The sequence below is a fragment of the Streptosporangium sp. NPDC023963 genome, assembly GCF_040639135.1.
Taxonomy (GTDB): domain Bacteria; phylum Actinomycetota; class Actinomycetes; order Streptosporangiales; family Streptosporangiaceae; genus Streptosporangium.
The window spans coordinates 327227-342653 of sequence record NZ_JBEZZK010000007.1; the positions used below are offsets into that span (position 1 = coordinate 327227).

Consider the following 15427-nt stretch of genomic DNA (forward strand, 5'->3'; position numbering starts at 1 on the left):
ACCGGTCCGTGGTCACCGGTCCGTGGTCACTGGCCTCTGGGCGGACAGACGCAGAACAGGTGCCCCTCGGGGTCGGCGAGCACGACCCACTTTCCCTCGCCGGGCTGGAAGTCGGGCCGGGTGGCTCCGAGTTCCAGGTAGTCCCGGACGGCCCCTTCCAGGTCGGGCACGCGGACGTCCAGGTGGAACTGCTTGTCGGGCCCCGGCCAGGTGGACGGCTTGCGGTCGAGATTCTGCTGGAAGTAGATGCTCATCGTGCCGTCGCCGATACCGGCGTAGGTGTCCTCCGCGTACTGGACCTCGTAACCGAGGACGGCCGCGTAGAACTCGGCCAGCCGCCTGGGCTCGGCGCAGTCGATGTTCACGGCGAGAAGCTGTGCTGTCGTGGTCATGGAACGATCGTCCCGCCCATACCTGTCAGCTGCTGTCACGTTTGCCGGGCCGGTTCGCGGGACAGGTCCAGGCGCCGGGACAAGCCCGGGCACAGGTGCCGAAACAGGTGCCGGAACAGGTGCCGGGACAGCCGGTGGCCGGAATAAGGGGTGGCCGCCGCGAGGAGGGCCTGGTTAGGGTGACTCCGTGTTTCTGATCGTTTCCCCGCCGACCGCCCCCTAGCGGGCGGCCCTCTCTCCTGACGACCGGACCCGAGCGGTCCGGTGGGTGCTTGCCGTCCGCATACGTGCGACCTGACGACGACCACCTCATCTGGAGAGATCTCCATGACGCATGTCTCCGTACGGCGGGGCCTGCTGTACGTGTCCATCGCGGCGACCGCCTGGGGTACCGGCGGCGCCGCCGGCGCGCTGCTCCACCAGGCGGGCGGGCTCGGCCCCGTCGCCGTCTCCTTCTGGCGGTTCGCCGCCGGAGCCGCCGTGCTCCTGCTGGCCAGGTGCCTGTTCGGCCTCGGCCGGCCCCGGCCCGCCGGGCCGCTCACCACCCTCCGGCCGGCCCGCCTCGCCCGGCGGGGCCCGGTGCTCGGGCGGGTCCTGGTCACCGGCGTGGCGATGGCCGTCTACCAGACCGCCTACTTCGCGGCGATCGCCGAGTCGGGCCTGGCCGTGGCCACCGTGGTCACGATAGGCGCGACCCCCGTCCTGGTGGCCGCGGGCGGGCGGCTGCTGCTGGGCGAACACCTGGGCGCCGCCGGGCTGGGCGCGGTCACGATCGCCCTGACCGGCCTGGCCGTGCTGACGCTCGGCGACGGGTGGGCCGCCTTCTCGGCGGCCGGTGTCGGGTGGGCCCTGCTGTCGGCGGCCGGGTACGCGGGGGTGACCCTGCTCAACCGGGCCTCCGCCGACGAGCCGTACGCCACCGCGACGGGCGGCTTCGTCGTCGGCGGGCTCTGCCTGCTCCCCGTCGCGTGGGCCCAGGGCCTGCTGCCCTCCGGTGACCCGCTCGCCTCCTGGGCGGTCGTCGCCTACCTCGGTACGGTGCCGACGGCCCTGGCCTACGGGCTCTTCTTCACCGGCCTCGCCGCGGTACGCGCCACGACGGCCGCCGTGATCTCCCTGGTGGAGCCGGTCGGCGCGGCGGTCCTGGGAATCCTGCTGCTCGGCGAGCGGCTCACCCCGGCGACGGCGTGCGGGAGCGTCCTGCTGCTCGGCGCGGTCGCCCTGCTCGCCCTGAAGGAGAGAGGACAGGCGCCCGTCCCGGTGTGACGAGGGCGAGGGCCCCGTACGGGGGAATCCGTACGGGGCCCTCGCGGGACGTCAGCCGAACAGGCCGGGGCCGGTGGCGACGATCTGGTCGTGCGGGGCCGGAACCCGGCGGTGGCGGCGCTCCCCCTCCACGCTCTCGAACCTCGGCGGGAGCCGGAAGGTGAGCCGGTCACCGGGCACGGGCCGCAGGCCGGACAGGCTCACAGCACCTCCAGGACGGAAGGGTCGAGATCGGCGACACGGCTGTGACCCGCCAGGCCGAGGGTGAGATCGAGCTCGGCGAGCAGGCCGCGCACCACGTGGCGCACGCCGTCCTCGCCGCCCGCGGCCAGGCCCCAGACGTACGGCCTGCCGAGGAGCACGGCCCGCGCGCCGAGGGCGAGGGCCTTGACGATGTCGGAGCCGGTGCGGACGCCCGAGTCGAACAGCACGGTCATCCGGTCGCCCACGGCCGCCGCGATCGCGGGGAGCGCGTCGAGCGAGGCCGTGGCGCCGTCGATCTGGCGGCCCCCGTGGTTGGAGACGACCACGCCGTCCATGCCCGCGTCCGCGGCGCGCAGGGCGTCGTCCACGTGCTGGATACCTTTGAGGACGATCGGCCCGTCCCAGTTGTCGCGGAGCAGGGACAGCTGGTCCCACGTGTGGGGGCGGCCGTTGAACATCGGTACCCACTGCATGATCGCCGCGTCGAGGTCCTCCTCGACCGGGCGGGCCAGCCTGGCGCGGAACACCGGGTCCGACAGCGGGATCGCCAGGCCGGTCCCGCGCAGGAACGGCAGGTAGGCGTGGTCGAGATCGTGCGGGCGCCAGGCCAGGGTCCAGGTGTCGAGGGTGACGACCAGGGTGTCGTAGCCGTTCTTGGCGGCCCGGTCGAGCAGACTGAGCGTGACCTCGTCGTCGTGCGGCCAGTAGAGCTGGTACCACCGGGGGCCGTCGGCCTCGGCCACCTCCTCCAGCGTGTGGGACGCGGCGGTGCTCAGCACCGTGGGAATGCCGAGCGAGGCGGCGGCCCTCGCGGTGGCCATCTCGCCGTCCGGGTGCACGATCGACTGCACCCCGATCGGGGCGAGGGCGAGCGGCGCGGGGTAGGTCCTGCCGAACAGCTCGACGGCGAGATCCCTGACCGGGACGTCGCGCAGCATCCTGGGCACGATCCTCCGGCGGTCGAACGCCTCGCGGTTGGCGCGCTCGGTCGCGCCGGTCCCCGCGGAACCGGCGACGTACCAGTACGGTCCCGGGTCGAGCCGCTCGCGCGCGACCCGCTCCAGCTCGGCGACGGACGTCGAGTACGGGGGCGGGGTCCCGACCAGGCCGTTGAGGTAGATCTCGTACTGGTAATCGGAGAAGGCCATGCTCCAAGCTTTGTGGCGATCATCCTGGATGTCCACGGCTTGTTGGCTAAAATCACCTCCGACTTATCCCGCTATGGCAGGACAAGTCATCGGTGCCCCGGAAATCTGGCGGGAGCACCCCGATCCTGAACGGCCGATCTTTGCACCACAATGTGCGGAGAGACGGAACGCGAGCCCGGGGACGGGCGTTGGAGGGAACGTGGCCTCGATTACCCAGCTCTTCAGGCGGTTCCTCGAACGCCCCGGCACCATCGACCTCTCGAAGTTCGAGAAGGTCGTCGCGGAGGCCGGGACCCGCGAGGAGCGGATCCGCGCGCTCGACGAGCTGCCCGCGCCGTCGGTCGACGACCTGCCCGAGTTCTGCGCGATCGTGCGCGAGGCCGCGCGCCGCGCGCTCGACCTGCGGCCGTACGACGTGCAGCTGGTCGGCATGCTGGCGATGCTGTCGGGAAACGTCGCGGAGATGGCCACCGGCGAGGGCAAGACCCTGTCCGGCGCGATGGCCGCCGCCGGATACGCCCTGCAGGGCAAGCGCGTCCACGTCATCTCGGTCAACGACTACCTGGCCCAGCGTGACGCCGAGTGGATGGGCCCGCTCTACGAGGCGCTCGGCGTCTCCTGCGGCTGGATCGGGCAGAACTCCACCCCCGGCGAGCGCCGGGCGGCCTACGCGGCGGACGTGACGTACGGCTCGGTCAGCGAGATCGGCTTCGACGTGCTGCGCGACCGGCTGAGCACCGCCGTGGACGACCTGATCGTGCCCGCGCCGGCCGTGGCGCTGGTCGACGAGGCCGACTCCGTGCTGGTCGACGAGGCCCGGGTGCCGCTGGTGCTGGCCGGCGCCGCCGACCCCGGCGACGCGGTCCCGGAGATGGCGGTGCTGGTCAGGCAGCTGGTCAAGGGCTACCACTACGAGCTCGACGACCAGGCGCGCAACGTCCACCTGACGAGCAAGGGCATCGACACCGTCGAGCAGGCGCTCGGCCTGGACCTCTACGACACCCCGGCCACCCTGACGGACGTCAACCTCGCGCTGCACGCGCACGCCCTGCTGACCAAGGACGTCGACTACATCGTCCGCGACGGCAAGGTGCACCTGATCAACCCCTCCCGGGGGCGGGTCGCGCTGCTGCAGCGCTGGCCGGACGGGCTGCAGGCGGCGGTGGAGGCCAAGGAGGCGCTCTCGCCGTCGGAGACCGGCGAGATCCTCGACTCGATCACCGTCCAGGCGCTGATCACCCGTTACCCGGAGAAGTGCGGCATGACCGGCACCGCGGTGGCGGTCGGCGACCAGCTGCGGGAGTTCTACGACCTCAAGGTCGCCGTGATCCAGCCCAACCGGCCGAACGTGCGGATCGACGAGCCCGACCGCCTCTTCGAGTACCGCATGGAGAAGGACCTCGCGCTGGTCGAGGAGATCGTCGAGGTGCACGCCACCGGCCGGCCCATCCTGATCGGCACCCTGGACGTGGCCGAGTCCGAGCGCCTGGCGCTCACCCTGAGCGGGCGCGGGCTGGAGTGCGTGGTCCTCAACGCCAAGAACGACGCCGAGGAGGCGGCCATCATCTCCCGGGCCGGGGAGCGCGGCGCGCTCACGGTCTCCACCCAGATGGCCGGGCGCGGCACCGACATCCGCCTCGGCGAGGGCGTCGACGAGCTCGGCGGCCTGTACGTCATCGGCTCTGGCCGGCACACCAGCAGCCGCCTGGACGACCAGCTCCGCGGGCGCGCGGGCCGCCAGGGCGACCCCGGCGGCTCGGTCTTCCTCGTCAGCGGCGAGGACGAGCTGATCACCCACTACGTCGCCGACGAGTACGCCAAGGGCGTGCCGGAACACTCCCTCGTGGGCCACGCCCAGCGGGTCGCCGAGGGCGTCAACATGGAGATCCACCGCAACACCTGGCGCTACACCCGCCTGCTGGAGCGCCAGCGCGGCCAGCTGCTGGAGCGCCGCGACCGGGTCCTGCGCGACAGGGTGGCCGGCGAGGCGCTGGCCGCCGCGGCCCCCGAGCGGTGGGCGGAGCTGGCGGAGAGCGTCGGCGAGGACGTGCTGCACGAGGCGGCCCGCCAGATCGTGCTGTTCCACCTCGACCGCGGCTGGGCCGACCACCTGGCGTACCTGGCGGAGCTGCGGGAGGGCATCCACCTGCGGGTCCTCGGCAGGCTCAACCCGATCGACGAGTTCCACAAGGACGCCGTACCGGCCTACCAGCGCCTGCTGGCCGAGATCGAGTCACGCTCGGTCGAGACCTTCGAGACCGCCACCGTCACCGAGGAGGGCCTCGACCTGGAGGGCGCGGGCCTCAAGCGCCCCACCGCCACCTGGACCTACCTCGTCCAGGACAACCCCTTCGGCACCGAGTGGGACCGCATCCTCAACCGCCTCGCCACCAAGGTCCGCCACCGTTGACGCCTTTCGGGCGGCCGTCGCGACGGGGAGGGCCGTCCTTCAGGCGCTGAGCTGATCGACCCGCGACTTCGACAGCTCAAGCAGGGCCGCGCTGTCGCGGACGGAGACGCCCGCCGCCCGGAGAGCCGCCACGGCCTCCCTCGCGGTCTCGCCGAGTTGCGCGGCCACCTGGTCGCGCCGTGCCCGAAGGTCCCGGTAGGTGTCGAGTACCGCGGGCGGGACACCGGCCACCTCGTACAGGTACGTCACAACGATCTCGGCCTCCGCGGGGACGTCGAGGATGAAGTGTTTGGCCGCCTCCACCTCCTCGTACAGCTCCGCGAGGGTGTCGCCGGAGACGCCTCCCTGGATGGGGGCGTCCATCGGGAGCGCGATCCAGTAATCGGTCTTACGCACGGCCTTCATCGTGAGCCGCAGGGGTGCATCGGTCATTCCAACCATCCCTTTCCGAACACGTCTTCCAAGTCATGTGCGAGAGCCGCGAGCAGGTCGGGGTCCATATGCCGCATGGGGACCCGGGACCGGGCGACCACCACCTGATCGGAGTTGTAGAGCAACAGGGACCGGGTGGTCCTGCCCGCGTCGACCCAGTCGGGACGCAAGGCGTGCCGGCGTGCGAGCTCGTAGATCCGGTCGCGGATCTCGGGGTATGTCTGGAGCACGCACGGAAGCTAGCGTACTGGACGAAGGACGTCCAGCGAACTGGACAACAGCTCGGCGGTTTGCCGTGATGCGTGGGGATAAATTCCGGGGCCCGGTTCGCGTCACTCAGACGTGGCGCGGTGCGCGTCGCCGACATCATGGCGCGCGTTACGTGTGTGGTAATGGTTTCGCCGATCACCGCCGGTTATCGTGGCGTACGTGACCACCACCAGCGCGTCCCGGCCGGTAGGCGAGCTTCTGCGCCAGTGGCGGGAACGACGGCGGATGAGCCAGATGGACCTCGCGATCCAGGCCGACATCTCCACCCGGCACCTGAGCTTCGTGGAGACGGGCCGGTCCAAACCGAGCCGGGACATGATCCTGCACCTCGCGGAGGAGCTGGAGCTCCCGCTGCGCGAGCGCAACCACCTGCTGCTGTCCGGCGGGTTCGCGCCGCTCTACGCGGAGACGCCGCTCAGCTCACCGCACATGGCGTCGGTGCGGGAGGCGCTGGGGCAGGTGCTGAGCGGGCACGAACCGTACCCGGCGGTCGTCGTCGACCAGCGCTGGAACCTCATCGACCGCAACGCCGCGACCGGGTTGCTGCTGCGCGGGGTCGCGCCGGAGCTGCTGGTCCCCCCGGTCAACGTGCTGCGGCTGAGCCTGCACCCCAAGGGCATGGCGCAGCGGATCATCAACCTGGGCGAGTGGCGGGCCCACCTACTGCACCGGCTCCGCCGCCAGATGAGCCTCACCGCCGACCCCGAGCTGGCGGCGCTCTGGCAGGAGCTCGACGACTACCCCTGCGACCAGCCCGAGCCGGAGATAGACCGGCCCGGTCCCGGCGACATCGTGATCCCCCTCCGGCTCCGCCGCGGCTACCGTGAGCTGGCCTTCTTCAGCACCATGGCCACCTTCGGCACCCCGCTGGACATCACCGTCGCCGAGCTGGCCATCGAGGCGTACTTCCCGGCGAACCCCGAGACCGCCGCCTACCTGCAGCACCAGCACCACCCCGACTGAGCAGGGGACGGGGCGGGGGCGCGGCGCGCGCCCCACGCCACACCCCCGCCGTCTCGGCCGGTCCGGCCGAGGTCACTCGTCCCCGGCCGGTCCGGCCGGTCCGGCGTCCTGGAAGGTCCTCGGTCGCCGACAGCGGGTCTCAGCCGGAGACCCCGGCCCCGGACTTGCTCGGCTCGCCGGGCTCATCCGATTCGCCGACCTCGCCGGACTCGCCAGGCTCGTCCGACTTGTCGGATTCGTCGTTCTCGCCGTGCTCGCCGTGCTCGCCGTGCTCGTTGTGCTCACCGGTTTCCGGCTTCCCCGCGCGCGACGCCGCGACCCTGGCGAGGACGACGTCGACGACGAGGAAGGCGAGCAACGAGACGCCCAGCAGCGGGAGGAACACGCCCACCGCGACCGCCACGGCCGCCAGGGGCAGGACCACGGCGAGGGGCAGCCGCCGCAGGCCGCCGCGCTCGTAGGGGACGCCGAACCCGCGGGTCGGGCGGCGCAGCCACCACATCCGGTAGCCCCACACGATGACCGAGATCAGCGCCACGGCCAGCGCGGCCAGCAGGATCTGGTTGACCAGGCCGAACAGCACTCCCATGTGCCCGTCGATGCCCCACCGGGTCAGCTTGGCCCCGATGGGGAAGTCGTCGAAGCGCAGCTCGGCGACCGCATGGCCGCCGGCGGCGTCGACCGCCACCTGGTCGTTGCGCTGCGGCCAGAGGCGGTCCGTCTCCTTGACGACGTACGGGTCGCCGGACTCGGCCGGCCAGACGATCTCCAGTGGTCCGGACAGGCCCTTGCCCGCCGCCGCCCGGACGACCTGGTCGACGTCGGCGGCCGGGGCGGCGCCCGCGTCCCCTCCGGCGTGGGCACCGTGGTCACCGTGACCGCCGGAGACGGGCATCGACGGGGTGCCCCAGCCGATCGCCCTCTGGATCACGTCGACGTTGACTCCCGCGTACTTCGACCAGGTCAGGCCGGTGGCCGACAGGGCGAGCAGGCCGACCAGCGCCCACAGTCCGACCGAGCCGTGCCAGGAGAGGGTCTTGCGCCGGCCGCGGACGCCGCGCTCGGGGGTGACGAGGCGGCGCAGCCGCTGACCGGCACGGCGGCGGCGGGTCAGCCACAGCACCAGGCCGCCGAGCGCGACCAGCCACAGCCAGCTGGCGGCCATCTCGCTGTAGACGCGTCCAGGCTCGCCCAGGTGCAGGTGGCGGTGGAGCTGGGAGATCCAGGTCCGCACGGGCAGGGCGCCCGAGCTGCCGTAGCTCTCCAGCGACCCGCGGACCTGGGCGGTGTACGGGTCGACGAAGACCGCCGTGCGGATGCTCTCCGCGAGGCCGGGGTCGTTGAACAGCACCCGGGTCGTCGCGTCAGGCTCGTCGTAGGTCCATACGGCTCCGATCGTTCCCCCGGGATGCGCGGCGGTCGCGGCCGCGACCTGCCGTGCCAGGGGCAGCTTCTGCTGCCCGGCCGGTACGGGGACCGTCAGCTCGTGGGAGTGGACCACCTTCTCCAGCTGGAAGGAGGCGGCGTACAGCAGGCCGGTCGTCGCCGCCACCAGCAGGAAGGGCGCGACGAGGATCCCGGCGTAGAAGTGCAGGCGGAGCAGGAGCGAGCGCAGCGTCGCCCAGGTGGAGGGCACCGGGGACACCGGAGACACGGGGGGCACGGGAGCCGGCGAGGGGCCGGACGGCCCGGTCCCGGGCTGGATCTCGACGTCAGACGTCATGGGGAGAGTTCTCCGTTCGCAGGGAACGCGCGCACCGTCAGGTACGCGGCACCGCGGGGTGAGGTTCGGTTCGGTGTCGCGGGAGGGCAGGCGGGACTCCGGCCCTCACCGGCCGCAGGCACGGTGGGAGCCGGGCTCGCGGCCCGTCGGCGTTGGCGTTGGCGGATGTCGCCGGGCACCACCGGGAACCGGTGGGCGCCGGCGGGCGCCGGTGTGGCGGCACTCGGGCTCACCGGCAGGGAAGGGCGCGACGGCCCGCGGCCGGAAGGGTACGGCGCTCGGAGACGCGGGCCCGCGAGGGCGCGACGGCGTCCGGGCGCGACGGCCCGATGTCAGACGGCGTACGGGACCGCGGGCGGCCCGCGGCGCGAGACGGCGGCGGCGAGCAGCCGGGTGACCGGTGGCACCCGGTCGTCGGGCGCGGCGGGGAGCGGCGCGACGCGGCAGGCGACGGGCGCGCGCCACCGCAGCAGGGTGAGGGCAGAGGCGAAGAGCAGGAACAGGAGTGTGGCCAGGCCGCACTCCCCCCGCTCCAGCCAGTGGGCCGACAGCACCGCCGTCACGGCGTGCACCAGCAGCATGAACAGGCCGGTGGAAAGGTCACCGGCGCCGTGCTCGTGCCCGGTCGGCGGTTGTACCGCGCCGGAGGTGAACCACAGGTGCATGCCGTACTGCGCGGCGAAGCTCGCCCCCAGCAGCATGCCGAAACCACGCCGCCGCCGGGCGAGCGCGAACGCGCCCGCCGCGGTCGGCAGCACCGCCCAGACCAGCACACCCGGTCCCACCGGGCTGCCTCCGGCCAGCACGTGCATGGCCAGCGACGCCGTCACGCACACGACCGCGAACACCGCGGCGCGAACAAAACGGAAGGCGTGCATGGGGCAATGGTGACAGAGAATGGTGAATTCGCCAGCCCTTGAACTGTCGTTAAGAGTGTGGATTAATACCACTCGATCTGTGCGTCACGATTGGGCGGTCTGCGCTAGTCGGTCACCTCAGGCGGGAGGTCCCCCACCTTGGGCGCGTAGTCGGCGTCCTCGGGCGTGGGGTCGGCCACCTCGGGCGCCCGGTCGGCCACCTCGACCTTCAGTTGTGCCGTCGAGGTGATCAGGCTGCCCTCCGGCGCTCCCGCCCTGGCCGCGTCCGTCACGACGACGCGCTCGCCCAGGTACAGGTAGGTGGTGCGGTCGAAGATGTACTCGTGCCGCACCCCGCCGAACTTGTTGACCATGGCCACCGCGACCCCCTTGCGTCCGGCGGCGTCCTCGGCCTCGTCGACGGTCTCGACGCCGGGGATCGTGCCGGCCGCCCGGAACAGCGCGGCCCGCTGGGCGGACGGCATGTACGCCTGTGTGATCATCGAGCCGACTTTCCCCCACGCCGTATAGTCGGCCAGGGGGTCCTGTGCCAGATCCCGGTAGAGGTGCTCGCGCATCCCCTCGGGATCGGTGGGCAACCGGCTCAGGTAGGCGTAGTCGGTGCGCCGGTGTTCGGGACTGATGTCGTGGCCCACGAGCTTCCCCGGCGCCGCGTCGCCTTCCCCCCGCCGCTTGACCGCGGCGGGCAGCGGCTCCCCGGGGAACGGCCTCGGCTCCAGATGCCTGCTCGACATGACCCCTCCGTCCAAGGCGGAGCCCTCCACCGGCAGCCACACCTTGATCAGGCTGTGCTCGAGGTAACGGACCTCCTTCCCGCCCTCCTGCAGCTTGGCCGGGAACATGATCTGCATCTCGAAGGCGAGGAACTGGCCCGGTTCCGGGTACAGCTCGTCCCGCTCGCTCACGGTGTCGGCGGCCCGCTGGAGGACCGCCGACATCGCCACGGGCGTCACCTGGACGGCCGTCCCCGGCCGGGAGGGTGAGCTCGTGTCGACGAACCCGAGTCCCACGACGAGCGCGGCCCCGGCCCCCACCGCCAGGCTCGTTCCCACGCTCAGCCGGAGGTTCCTCCGCAGGCCGGCCGGGCGGCGGGCCTTGCGGCCGGCCGGTGCCGCGCCGAGGGCGGCGATCTCCGACAGCAGCCGCCGCTCCTCGGCGCGCAGCTCCGCCGGGCCCGGCCGGGGCACCTCACCGCGCAACCGGTTCACCTGGGTCATCTCATCCATGGAAGGTCTCCTCGCTGACGGACGTGGGGTCGACCCCGCCGAGTTCCTTGCGCACCTTGCCCCTGGCCCGGTTGACCCGCGAGCGGACCGTGCCCACCGGGATGTCCATCGCCTGGGCGGCCTCCGGGTAGGTGAGGCCGCCCCAGGTCACCAGCAGCAGCACATCCCGGTGACCCGCGGGCAGCCGCGCCAGGGCGGCCGCCAGCCTGCGCCGCACGGCGCCGGCGCTCAGCCGCTCGTCGCTGCGCTCGGTGAACGGGGCGGTCACCGGGTCGACGCCGGTCCGTTCGAGGACGCGCAGCCGCCGCACCTCGACGCGCTTGTGCCGCCTGATCAGGTTGGTCGCGATGCCGTACAACCACGGCCGCGCGCTGGGCTGCGCCGGGTCGTAGCCCGCCCTCCTGCGGAACGCCACCAGGAAGGTGTCCGCCACGACGTCCTCGGCCGCGTCGGCTCCCAGCCGCCGGGTGACGTAGCGCTTGATGTCGGGCGCGTGCCGGTGGAAGACCTCGGCGAACGCCTCCGGCTCCCGCCGGGACCGCTCGATGACGGAGGCGTCGTCGGCCTCCGCCCTGTCGGCGGGGGAACCGGCGGGAGAGACGTCGCGGTCCCGCGCCCCGTCGGCGGGGAGGACGCCACCGTCCCCCTCCCCGCCGACGGGGAGGGTGCCGCCCGCCCCCGTCCGGGTCCGGCTCGTTTCGCTCATATCCGGCCTCTCGGCTCTCGGTCAGGACAACCGTTGTTGCCCTCCCGCGTGCCCGCGGTTCCCGGAAACGACCCGGCGATCTGGCCGGAGGTGAGATCGGCCGGCCCCCGCCCCGGTACGCGCCCCTCGGAACCCGGGAAAGCGGGGCGCGCGCCTCCCGCGCGCGCCCCGCATCGGCGACCGTATCGACGGCTGTATCAGTGGCCGTGTCGACGGCCGTATCAGTGGCCGTGTCGGTGGCCGTGTCAGCGGTCCCTCCGAGGGCTCGGGGGGACACGCGTCCCCGTCACACCGGGGTGAACTCCAGGTAGGAGACGGCGGGCATGGGCAGGGAGAACTCCAGCCGCAGGGTCCCGTCCGCCGCGTGGACGGTACGGACGGGTTCCAGCTCGTCCAGGCCGTTCGCGGCGTGGAGCCGTTCCCACTGCCCGCCCTCGGGCCAGCCGGCGCCCCCGCCCATCTCCGCCCAGATCGCCCGGATGTTGGAGTGCCGCTCGTCGATCCGGTGGTGGCTGACCGCGTACTCCCTCGCGGCCAGGCCCTCGACGGTGAGGGCGACCTCGCGCGACAGGATCTCCGCGCCGTCGGCCCGGCCCTGGTCGAGGGTGCCGTTCCACACCAGTACCCCGACGGCGCCGGTGGCCGAGCGCGCCGCCCACGCCTCGACCCCCGCGACGTCGCCGCCGGCCGAGCAGGCGAGCTCGTCCTCGCCCAGCCGGTCGGCGAGGGTGAGCGCGAGGTAGCGGGGCTTGCGCAGGTTGCCGACCGTGAGCAGGCCGAACCCGCCGTGGAAGAGCGCCGGCGGGCGGCCCAGCTCCTCGAAGTGGTCCGAGGCGACCCAGTGGGCCAGCGCGTCGACCCGCCCGGCCGCCGACCTCATCCCGTGCAGCAGGAACGCCGCCCCGAACGGCCCGTCGCCGATGCCGTGGAAGTGCGTGGGGGTCGGCCCCCACTCCGTCCACCAGATCGGCGTGCCCGCGCGGCCGTGGCGTTCCAGGGCGGGCCGCCAGTCGAGCGGGGCGTTGCCGTAGGTGTGGGTGGAGACGAAGTCGAGCGCCGCGCCCGAGGCGTCCACGTGGTCGATGAGTTCCTGGACCCAGCCGTTGGCCGCCGACGACGGGCCGCCGACGCGGATGTCCGGGTGGACGTCCTTGACGGCCGCCGCCGACACGTCGTACAGGCGGAAGAACTCCTGGGGCGTGCCGCTCCAGAAGACCTCCAGGTTGGCCTCGTTCCACACCTCGAAGGCCCAGTTGTCGATGACCTCGCGCAGGCCGTACCGCTCGACGAGGTGCCGGGTGAGGTCGCGGACCAGGTCGCCCCACCGGTCGTAGTCCCTGGGCGGCGAGATGATCGCCTCGTAGCCGAAGACCGTCTTCGACGGGTCGGAGGCGAGGTCGCGCGGCATGAACGACAGCTCCACGATCGGCCGCATGCCGAACCCGGTGATCGTGTCGTAGACCTCGTCCACCCGGCTGAAGTCGTGTACGGGCTTGCCGTCCTCCTCCCGGTAGACGCCGAGGTCGTCGCAGAGGATCGCGTGGGCGCGCACGGTCTCGACGCCCAGCTCGTCCCGCATCGTCCGCAGCGCTTCGGTCAGCTCGGGGCCGATCGGGCGCCCGCCCACGGTGTCGGCGGACAGCATGTACGACAGGTGCTCGGAGCCGATCATGTACTTCCACGGCCTGGGCAGCGGCCGCGTGCTCACCGAGGCGTCGACCCGCAGGACCGTCGCGCCCGGCTCGGCGAGCGGCGCGGCGAACACCGCCTCGGTGAGGGGGCCGGTCCGCTCCATGGTGGTGACGGCGGCGACCCGGTACCAGGCGGGTTCCCCGCGCGTGTCGACGTAGCGCGGGTCCGGCACGGCCGGCACGTCGACGTCGCGCTGCTCGGTCGGGGTGTACGGCCCGTCCTCGGCGGGCGCGCGGTGGACGAGGTAGCCGATGGCCCCGGCCACCGGTTCCCAGGTCAGCGTGACGTGCCCGCCTCCGCTTTCGGCGCGCAGCCCCCGGGGGGCGGCGACCTCGACCCGATCGGCCAGACGGGGAGAGGCCACCTCCCCCGACGGCCGGTAGATGCGGGCCTGCCAGTCCCGGTGTGCGGCGTCGGCCGTGCTCATTGATGTCTCCCCGATGGTCGATGGGTGGATGTGCGCGTTGGGCCACGGCTCACTTGGGGGGCACGACGGCCCATTCCTCCTGGCGCAGCACGGGGGCGAGCCTGGCCGTGACGTCGCGGGTGGCGAAGTGGCGGCGCAGGCTGTCGTCCGCGAGCGCGTTGCCGAGCGCGATCATGATCATTCCCTGGTCGAGGGCGAGATACTGCTTGGCGACCTTGCCGCTGCGCACGGCGACCGCGTCGTAGAAACCGCCGGGCCCGTAGGCGTCGAAGTTCGCCCTGAGCCTGGCGAGGTTGTCCAGGGCCGCGTCCGGCGCGTGGCGCAGCGCGAGGAACGACGCGTGCGGGGTGACCACGCCGTCCCCGTACGACGCCGGTTCAGGCTGCCCCTCGCGGCATCCCTCGAAGCCGTAGTCGACGGAGGTGCGCTCCTGGTCGGAGGTGTAGCCGGGGGTGTCCATGCCGATCGCGTCCACGCCGTACTCGCGGTAGCCGCCGGCGGGGTCGTTGGACGGGGAGAAGCCCCAGTAGCCGTACTTCGCCTCGTTCATGCCGTGCTCGATCTGGGCGGCGATGTAGACCGGCTGGTTGCGACCCCAGCTCCTGGCGCCCCAGACGTCCTCCGGCACGAGCTGGGTCACCATCAGCTCCTCGAACATGCTGCCGCCCCAGGTGGGCACCAGGCGCATGCCGCGGTAGCCGTAGGTGCCCTCGAAGACGTTGACGCCCATGTACGTGCGCCAGGCGCCGACCGGCTTCTGCTCGGCCCACGACCAGTCGCAGGTGTCGGGGAAGGTCCGCCACATGCCGTAGTAGTGCTCGGGCGGGAGCTGGCCGAGGGCGATGCCGACGTAGCTGGCGATCCTGGCCTCGGTGAGCGCGCCGTAGTGGTGGCAGGTGGAGTGGACGGTGGTCCCCGAGCCGTTGTAGTCGCTCTCGACCGAGCAGCCGGTGGGCTTGTCCGGCCAGAACCCGCCGCGCAGCAGGCCGGTGCCCGCGTCGGGCCGCGCCTGCGGGTCGTAGTAGGACTCGAAGTCCATGCTCCTCGCCAGCGCCCCGGCCTGCTTGGAGACCTCGGGCACGGCGCTGCGGAGCATCATGAGGGCGGCGGCGAGCCAGCCGTTGTCGACGCTGGACAGGAACGGCTGGACGGCCGAGCCGTCCTCCGGCCAGGTGCGCACGATCTGGAGCGTGCGCGGGTCGTACCAGTTGTAGAACTGGCCGGTCGGGGCGTGCCGCTCCAGCTTCGCCGTCGAGGCGAGCGTCCTGGTCACGCGGCGCAGGGCCTCACCCCGGGAGATGAGGCGGGTGTCGCGGGCGGCCACCGTACTCCACAGGTAGGTGGCGATGTTGGTCGGCGAGGTCACCTTGGCGCGGGTGGCGGGGTCGAGGGAGCCGTCGATCTTGTCGGAGGGCAGCCCGGTCGCCGGATCGGCCAGCGCGGCCATGGACCTCCAGGTGTCCGCGGCGTAGCGGCGCAGCAGTTCCCGCCGCCGCCCCGCCGTCAAGGGGACATCGGGGGAGACGAGGGGAGACGCGGAGGGGGAACCGGAGGGGACGGGGGGAGCGGGGGCAGGCGCGGCCGAGGCGGGAGAGGGGGCGGCCGTGATCAGGGCGAGACAGGCCGCCAGGGCGGCCACGTGACGACGACGCACGGGGGCTCCTTACGTGGGGGGTCACTTGGGTCCGGT

General features: G+C 72.7%; 14 protein-coding genes. 3 read left to right on the forward strand and 11 right to left on the reverse strand.

Annotated elements, in window-relative coordinates; translation table 11 throughout:
• Positions 1 to 26: 26 nt before the first annotated feature.
• A complete protein-coding gene (locus AB0F88_RS23390; protein WP_362687633.1) occupies positions 27 to 392 on the reverse strand; it encodes a VOC family protein in 366 nt (121 codons plus the stop codon).
• Between the two features lie 327 nt (positions 393 to 719).
• Between AB0F88_RS23390 and AB0F88_RS23395 the strand changes: the two genes are divergently transcribed.
• Positions 720 to 1658 (forward strand): EamA family transporter, encoded by a 939-nt coding sequence (locus AB0F88_RS23395; RefSeq protein WP_362687638.1) that lies wholly within the window; start codon positions 720 to 722, stop codon positions 1656 to 1658.
• 51 nt (positions 1659 to 1709) lie between these two features.
• Here the strand turns inward: AB0F88_RS23395 and AB0F88_RS23400 are convergent, their stop codons facing one another.
• Positions 1710 to 1862, reverse strand: coding sequence for a hypothetical protein (locus AB0F88_RS23400; protein WP_362687641.1), 153 nt, complete (start codon positions 1860 to 1862; stop codon positions 1710 to 1712).
• Positions 1859 to 3010 (reverse strand): lactate 2-monooxygenase, encoded by a 1152-nt coding sequence (locus tag AB0F88_RS23405; RefSeq protein WP_362687644.1) that lies wholly within the window; start codon positions 3008 to 3010, stop codon positions 1859 to 1861. Before AB0F88_RS23405 ends, AB0F88_RS23400 begins: the two co-directional genes overlap by 4 nt.
• Before the next feature lie 208 nt (positions 3011 to 3218).
• Here AB0F88_RS23405 and secA2 point away from each other — a divergent pair, with 208 nt between their 5' ends.
• Entirely contained in the window at positions 3219 to 5420 is a 2202-nt protein-coding gene (gene secA2 / locus AB0F88_RS23410) for an accessory Sec system translocase SecA2 (protein WP_362687823.1), read from the forward strand.
• A gap of 39 nt (positions 5421 to 5459) precedes the next feature.
• Here secA2 and AB0F88_RS23415 read toward each other — a convergent pair whose 3' ends face one another.
• Positions 5460 to 5852: a hypothetical protein gene (locus AB0F88_RS23415; protein ID WP_362687647.1), complete on the reverse strand. Its 393-nt coding sequence runs from the start codon at positions 5850 to 5852 to the stop codon at positions 5460 to 5462.
• Entirely contained in the window at positions 5849 to 6082 is a 234-nt protein-coding gene (locus AB0F88_RS23420; RefSeq protein WP_362687650.1) for a hypothetical protein, read from the reverse strand. Before AB0F88_RS23420 ends, AB0F88_RS23415 begins: the two co-directional genes overlap by 4 nt.
• A gap of 199 nt (positions 6083 to 6281) precedes the next feature.
• Between AB0F88_RS23420 and AB0F88_RS23425 the strand changes: the two genes are divergently transcribed.
• Positions 6282 to 7085, forward strand: coding sequence for a helix-turn-helix transcriptional regulator (locus AB0F88_RS23425; RefSeq protein WP_362687653.1), 804 nt, complete (start codon positions 6282 to 6284; stop codon positions 7083 to 7085).
• A 139-nt stretch (positions 7086 to 7224) separates the two neighbouring features.
• On the opposite strand, the gene AB0F88_RS23430 is transcribed toward AB0F88_RS23425, so the two are convergent.
• From AB0F88_RS23430 to AB0F88_RS23455, 6 genes are all read right to left on the reverse strand, one after another.
• A complete protein-coding gene (locus AB0F88_RS23430) occupies positions 7225 to 8808 on the reverse strand; it encodes a PepSY-associated TM helix domain-containing protein (RefSeq protein WP_362687657.1) in 1584 nt (527 codons plus the stop codon).
• A gap of 332 nt (positions 8809 to 9140) precedes the next feature.
• On the reverse strand, positions 9141 to 9686 hold the full coding sequence (locus tag AB0F88_RS23435; protein ID WP_362687660.1) for a hypothetical protein: 546 nt from the start codon (positions 9684 to 9686) through the stop codon (positions 9141 to 9143).
• Between the two features lie 104 nt (positions 9687 to 9790).
• Positions 9791 to 10912 (reverse strand): CU044_5270 family protein, encoded by a 1122-nt coding sequence (locus tag AB0F88_RS23440; protein WP_362687663.1) that lies wholly within the window; start codon positions 10910 to 10912, stop codon positions 9791 to 9793.
• A complete protein-coding gene (locus AB0F88_RS23445) occupies positions 10905 to 11618 on the reverse strand; it encodes an RNA polymerase sigma factor (RefSeq protein WP_362687666.1) in 714 nt (237 codons plus the stop codon). The genes AB0F88_RS23440 and AB0F88_RS23445 overlap by 8 nt, the downstream gene beginning before the upstream one ends.
• Positions 11619 to 11904: 286 nt before the next feature.
• Positions 11905 to 13737 (reverse strand): hypothetical protein, encoded by a 1833-nt coding sequence (locus AB0F88_RS23450; protein ID WP_362687670.1) that lies wholly within the window; start codon positions 13735 to 13737, stop codon positions 11905 to 11907.
• A gap of 49 nt (positions 13738 to 13786) precedes the next feature.
• Positions 13787 to 15391, reverse strand: a complete 1605-nt coding sequence (locus AB0F88_RS23455) for a glucoamylase family protein (protein WP_362687673.1) — start codon at positions 15389 to 15391, stop codon at positions 13787 to 13789.
• Positions 15392 to 15427 lie beyond the last annotated feature (36 nt).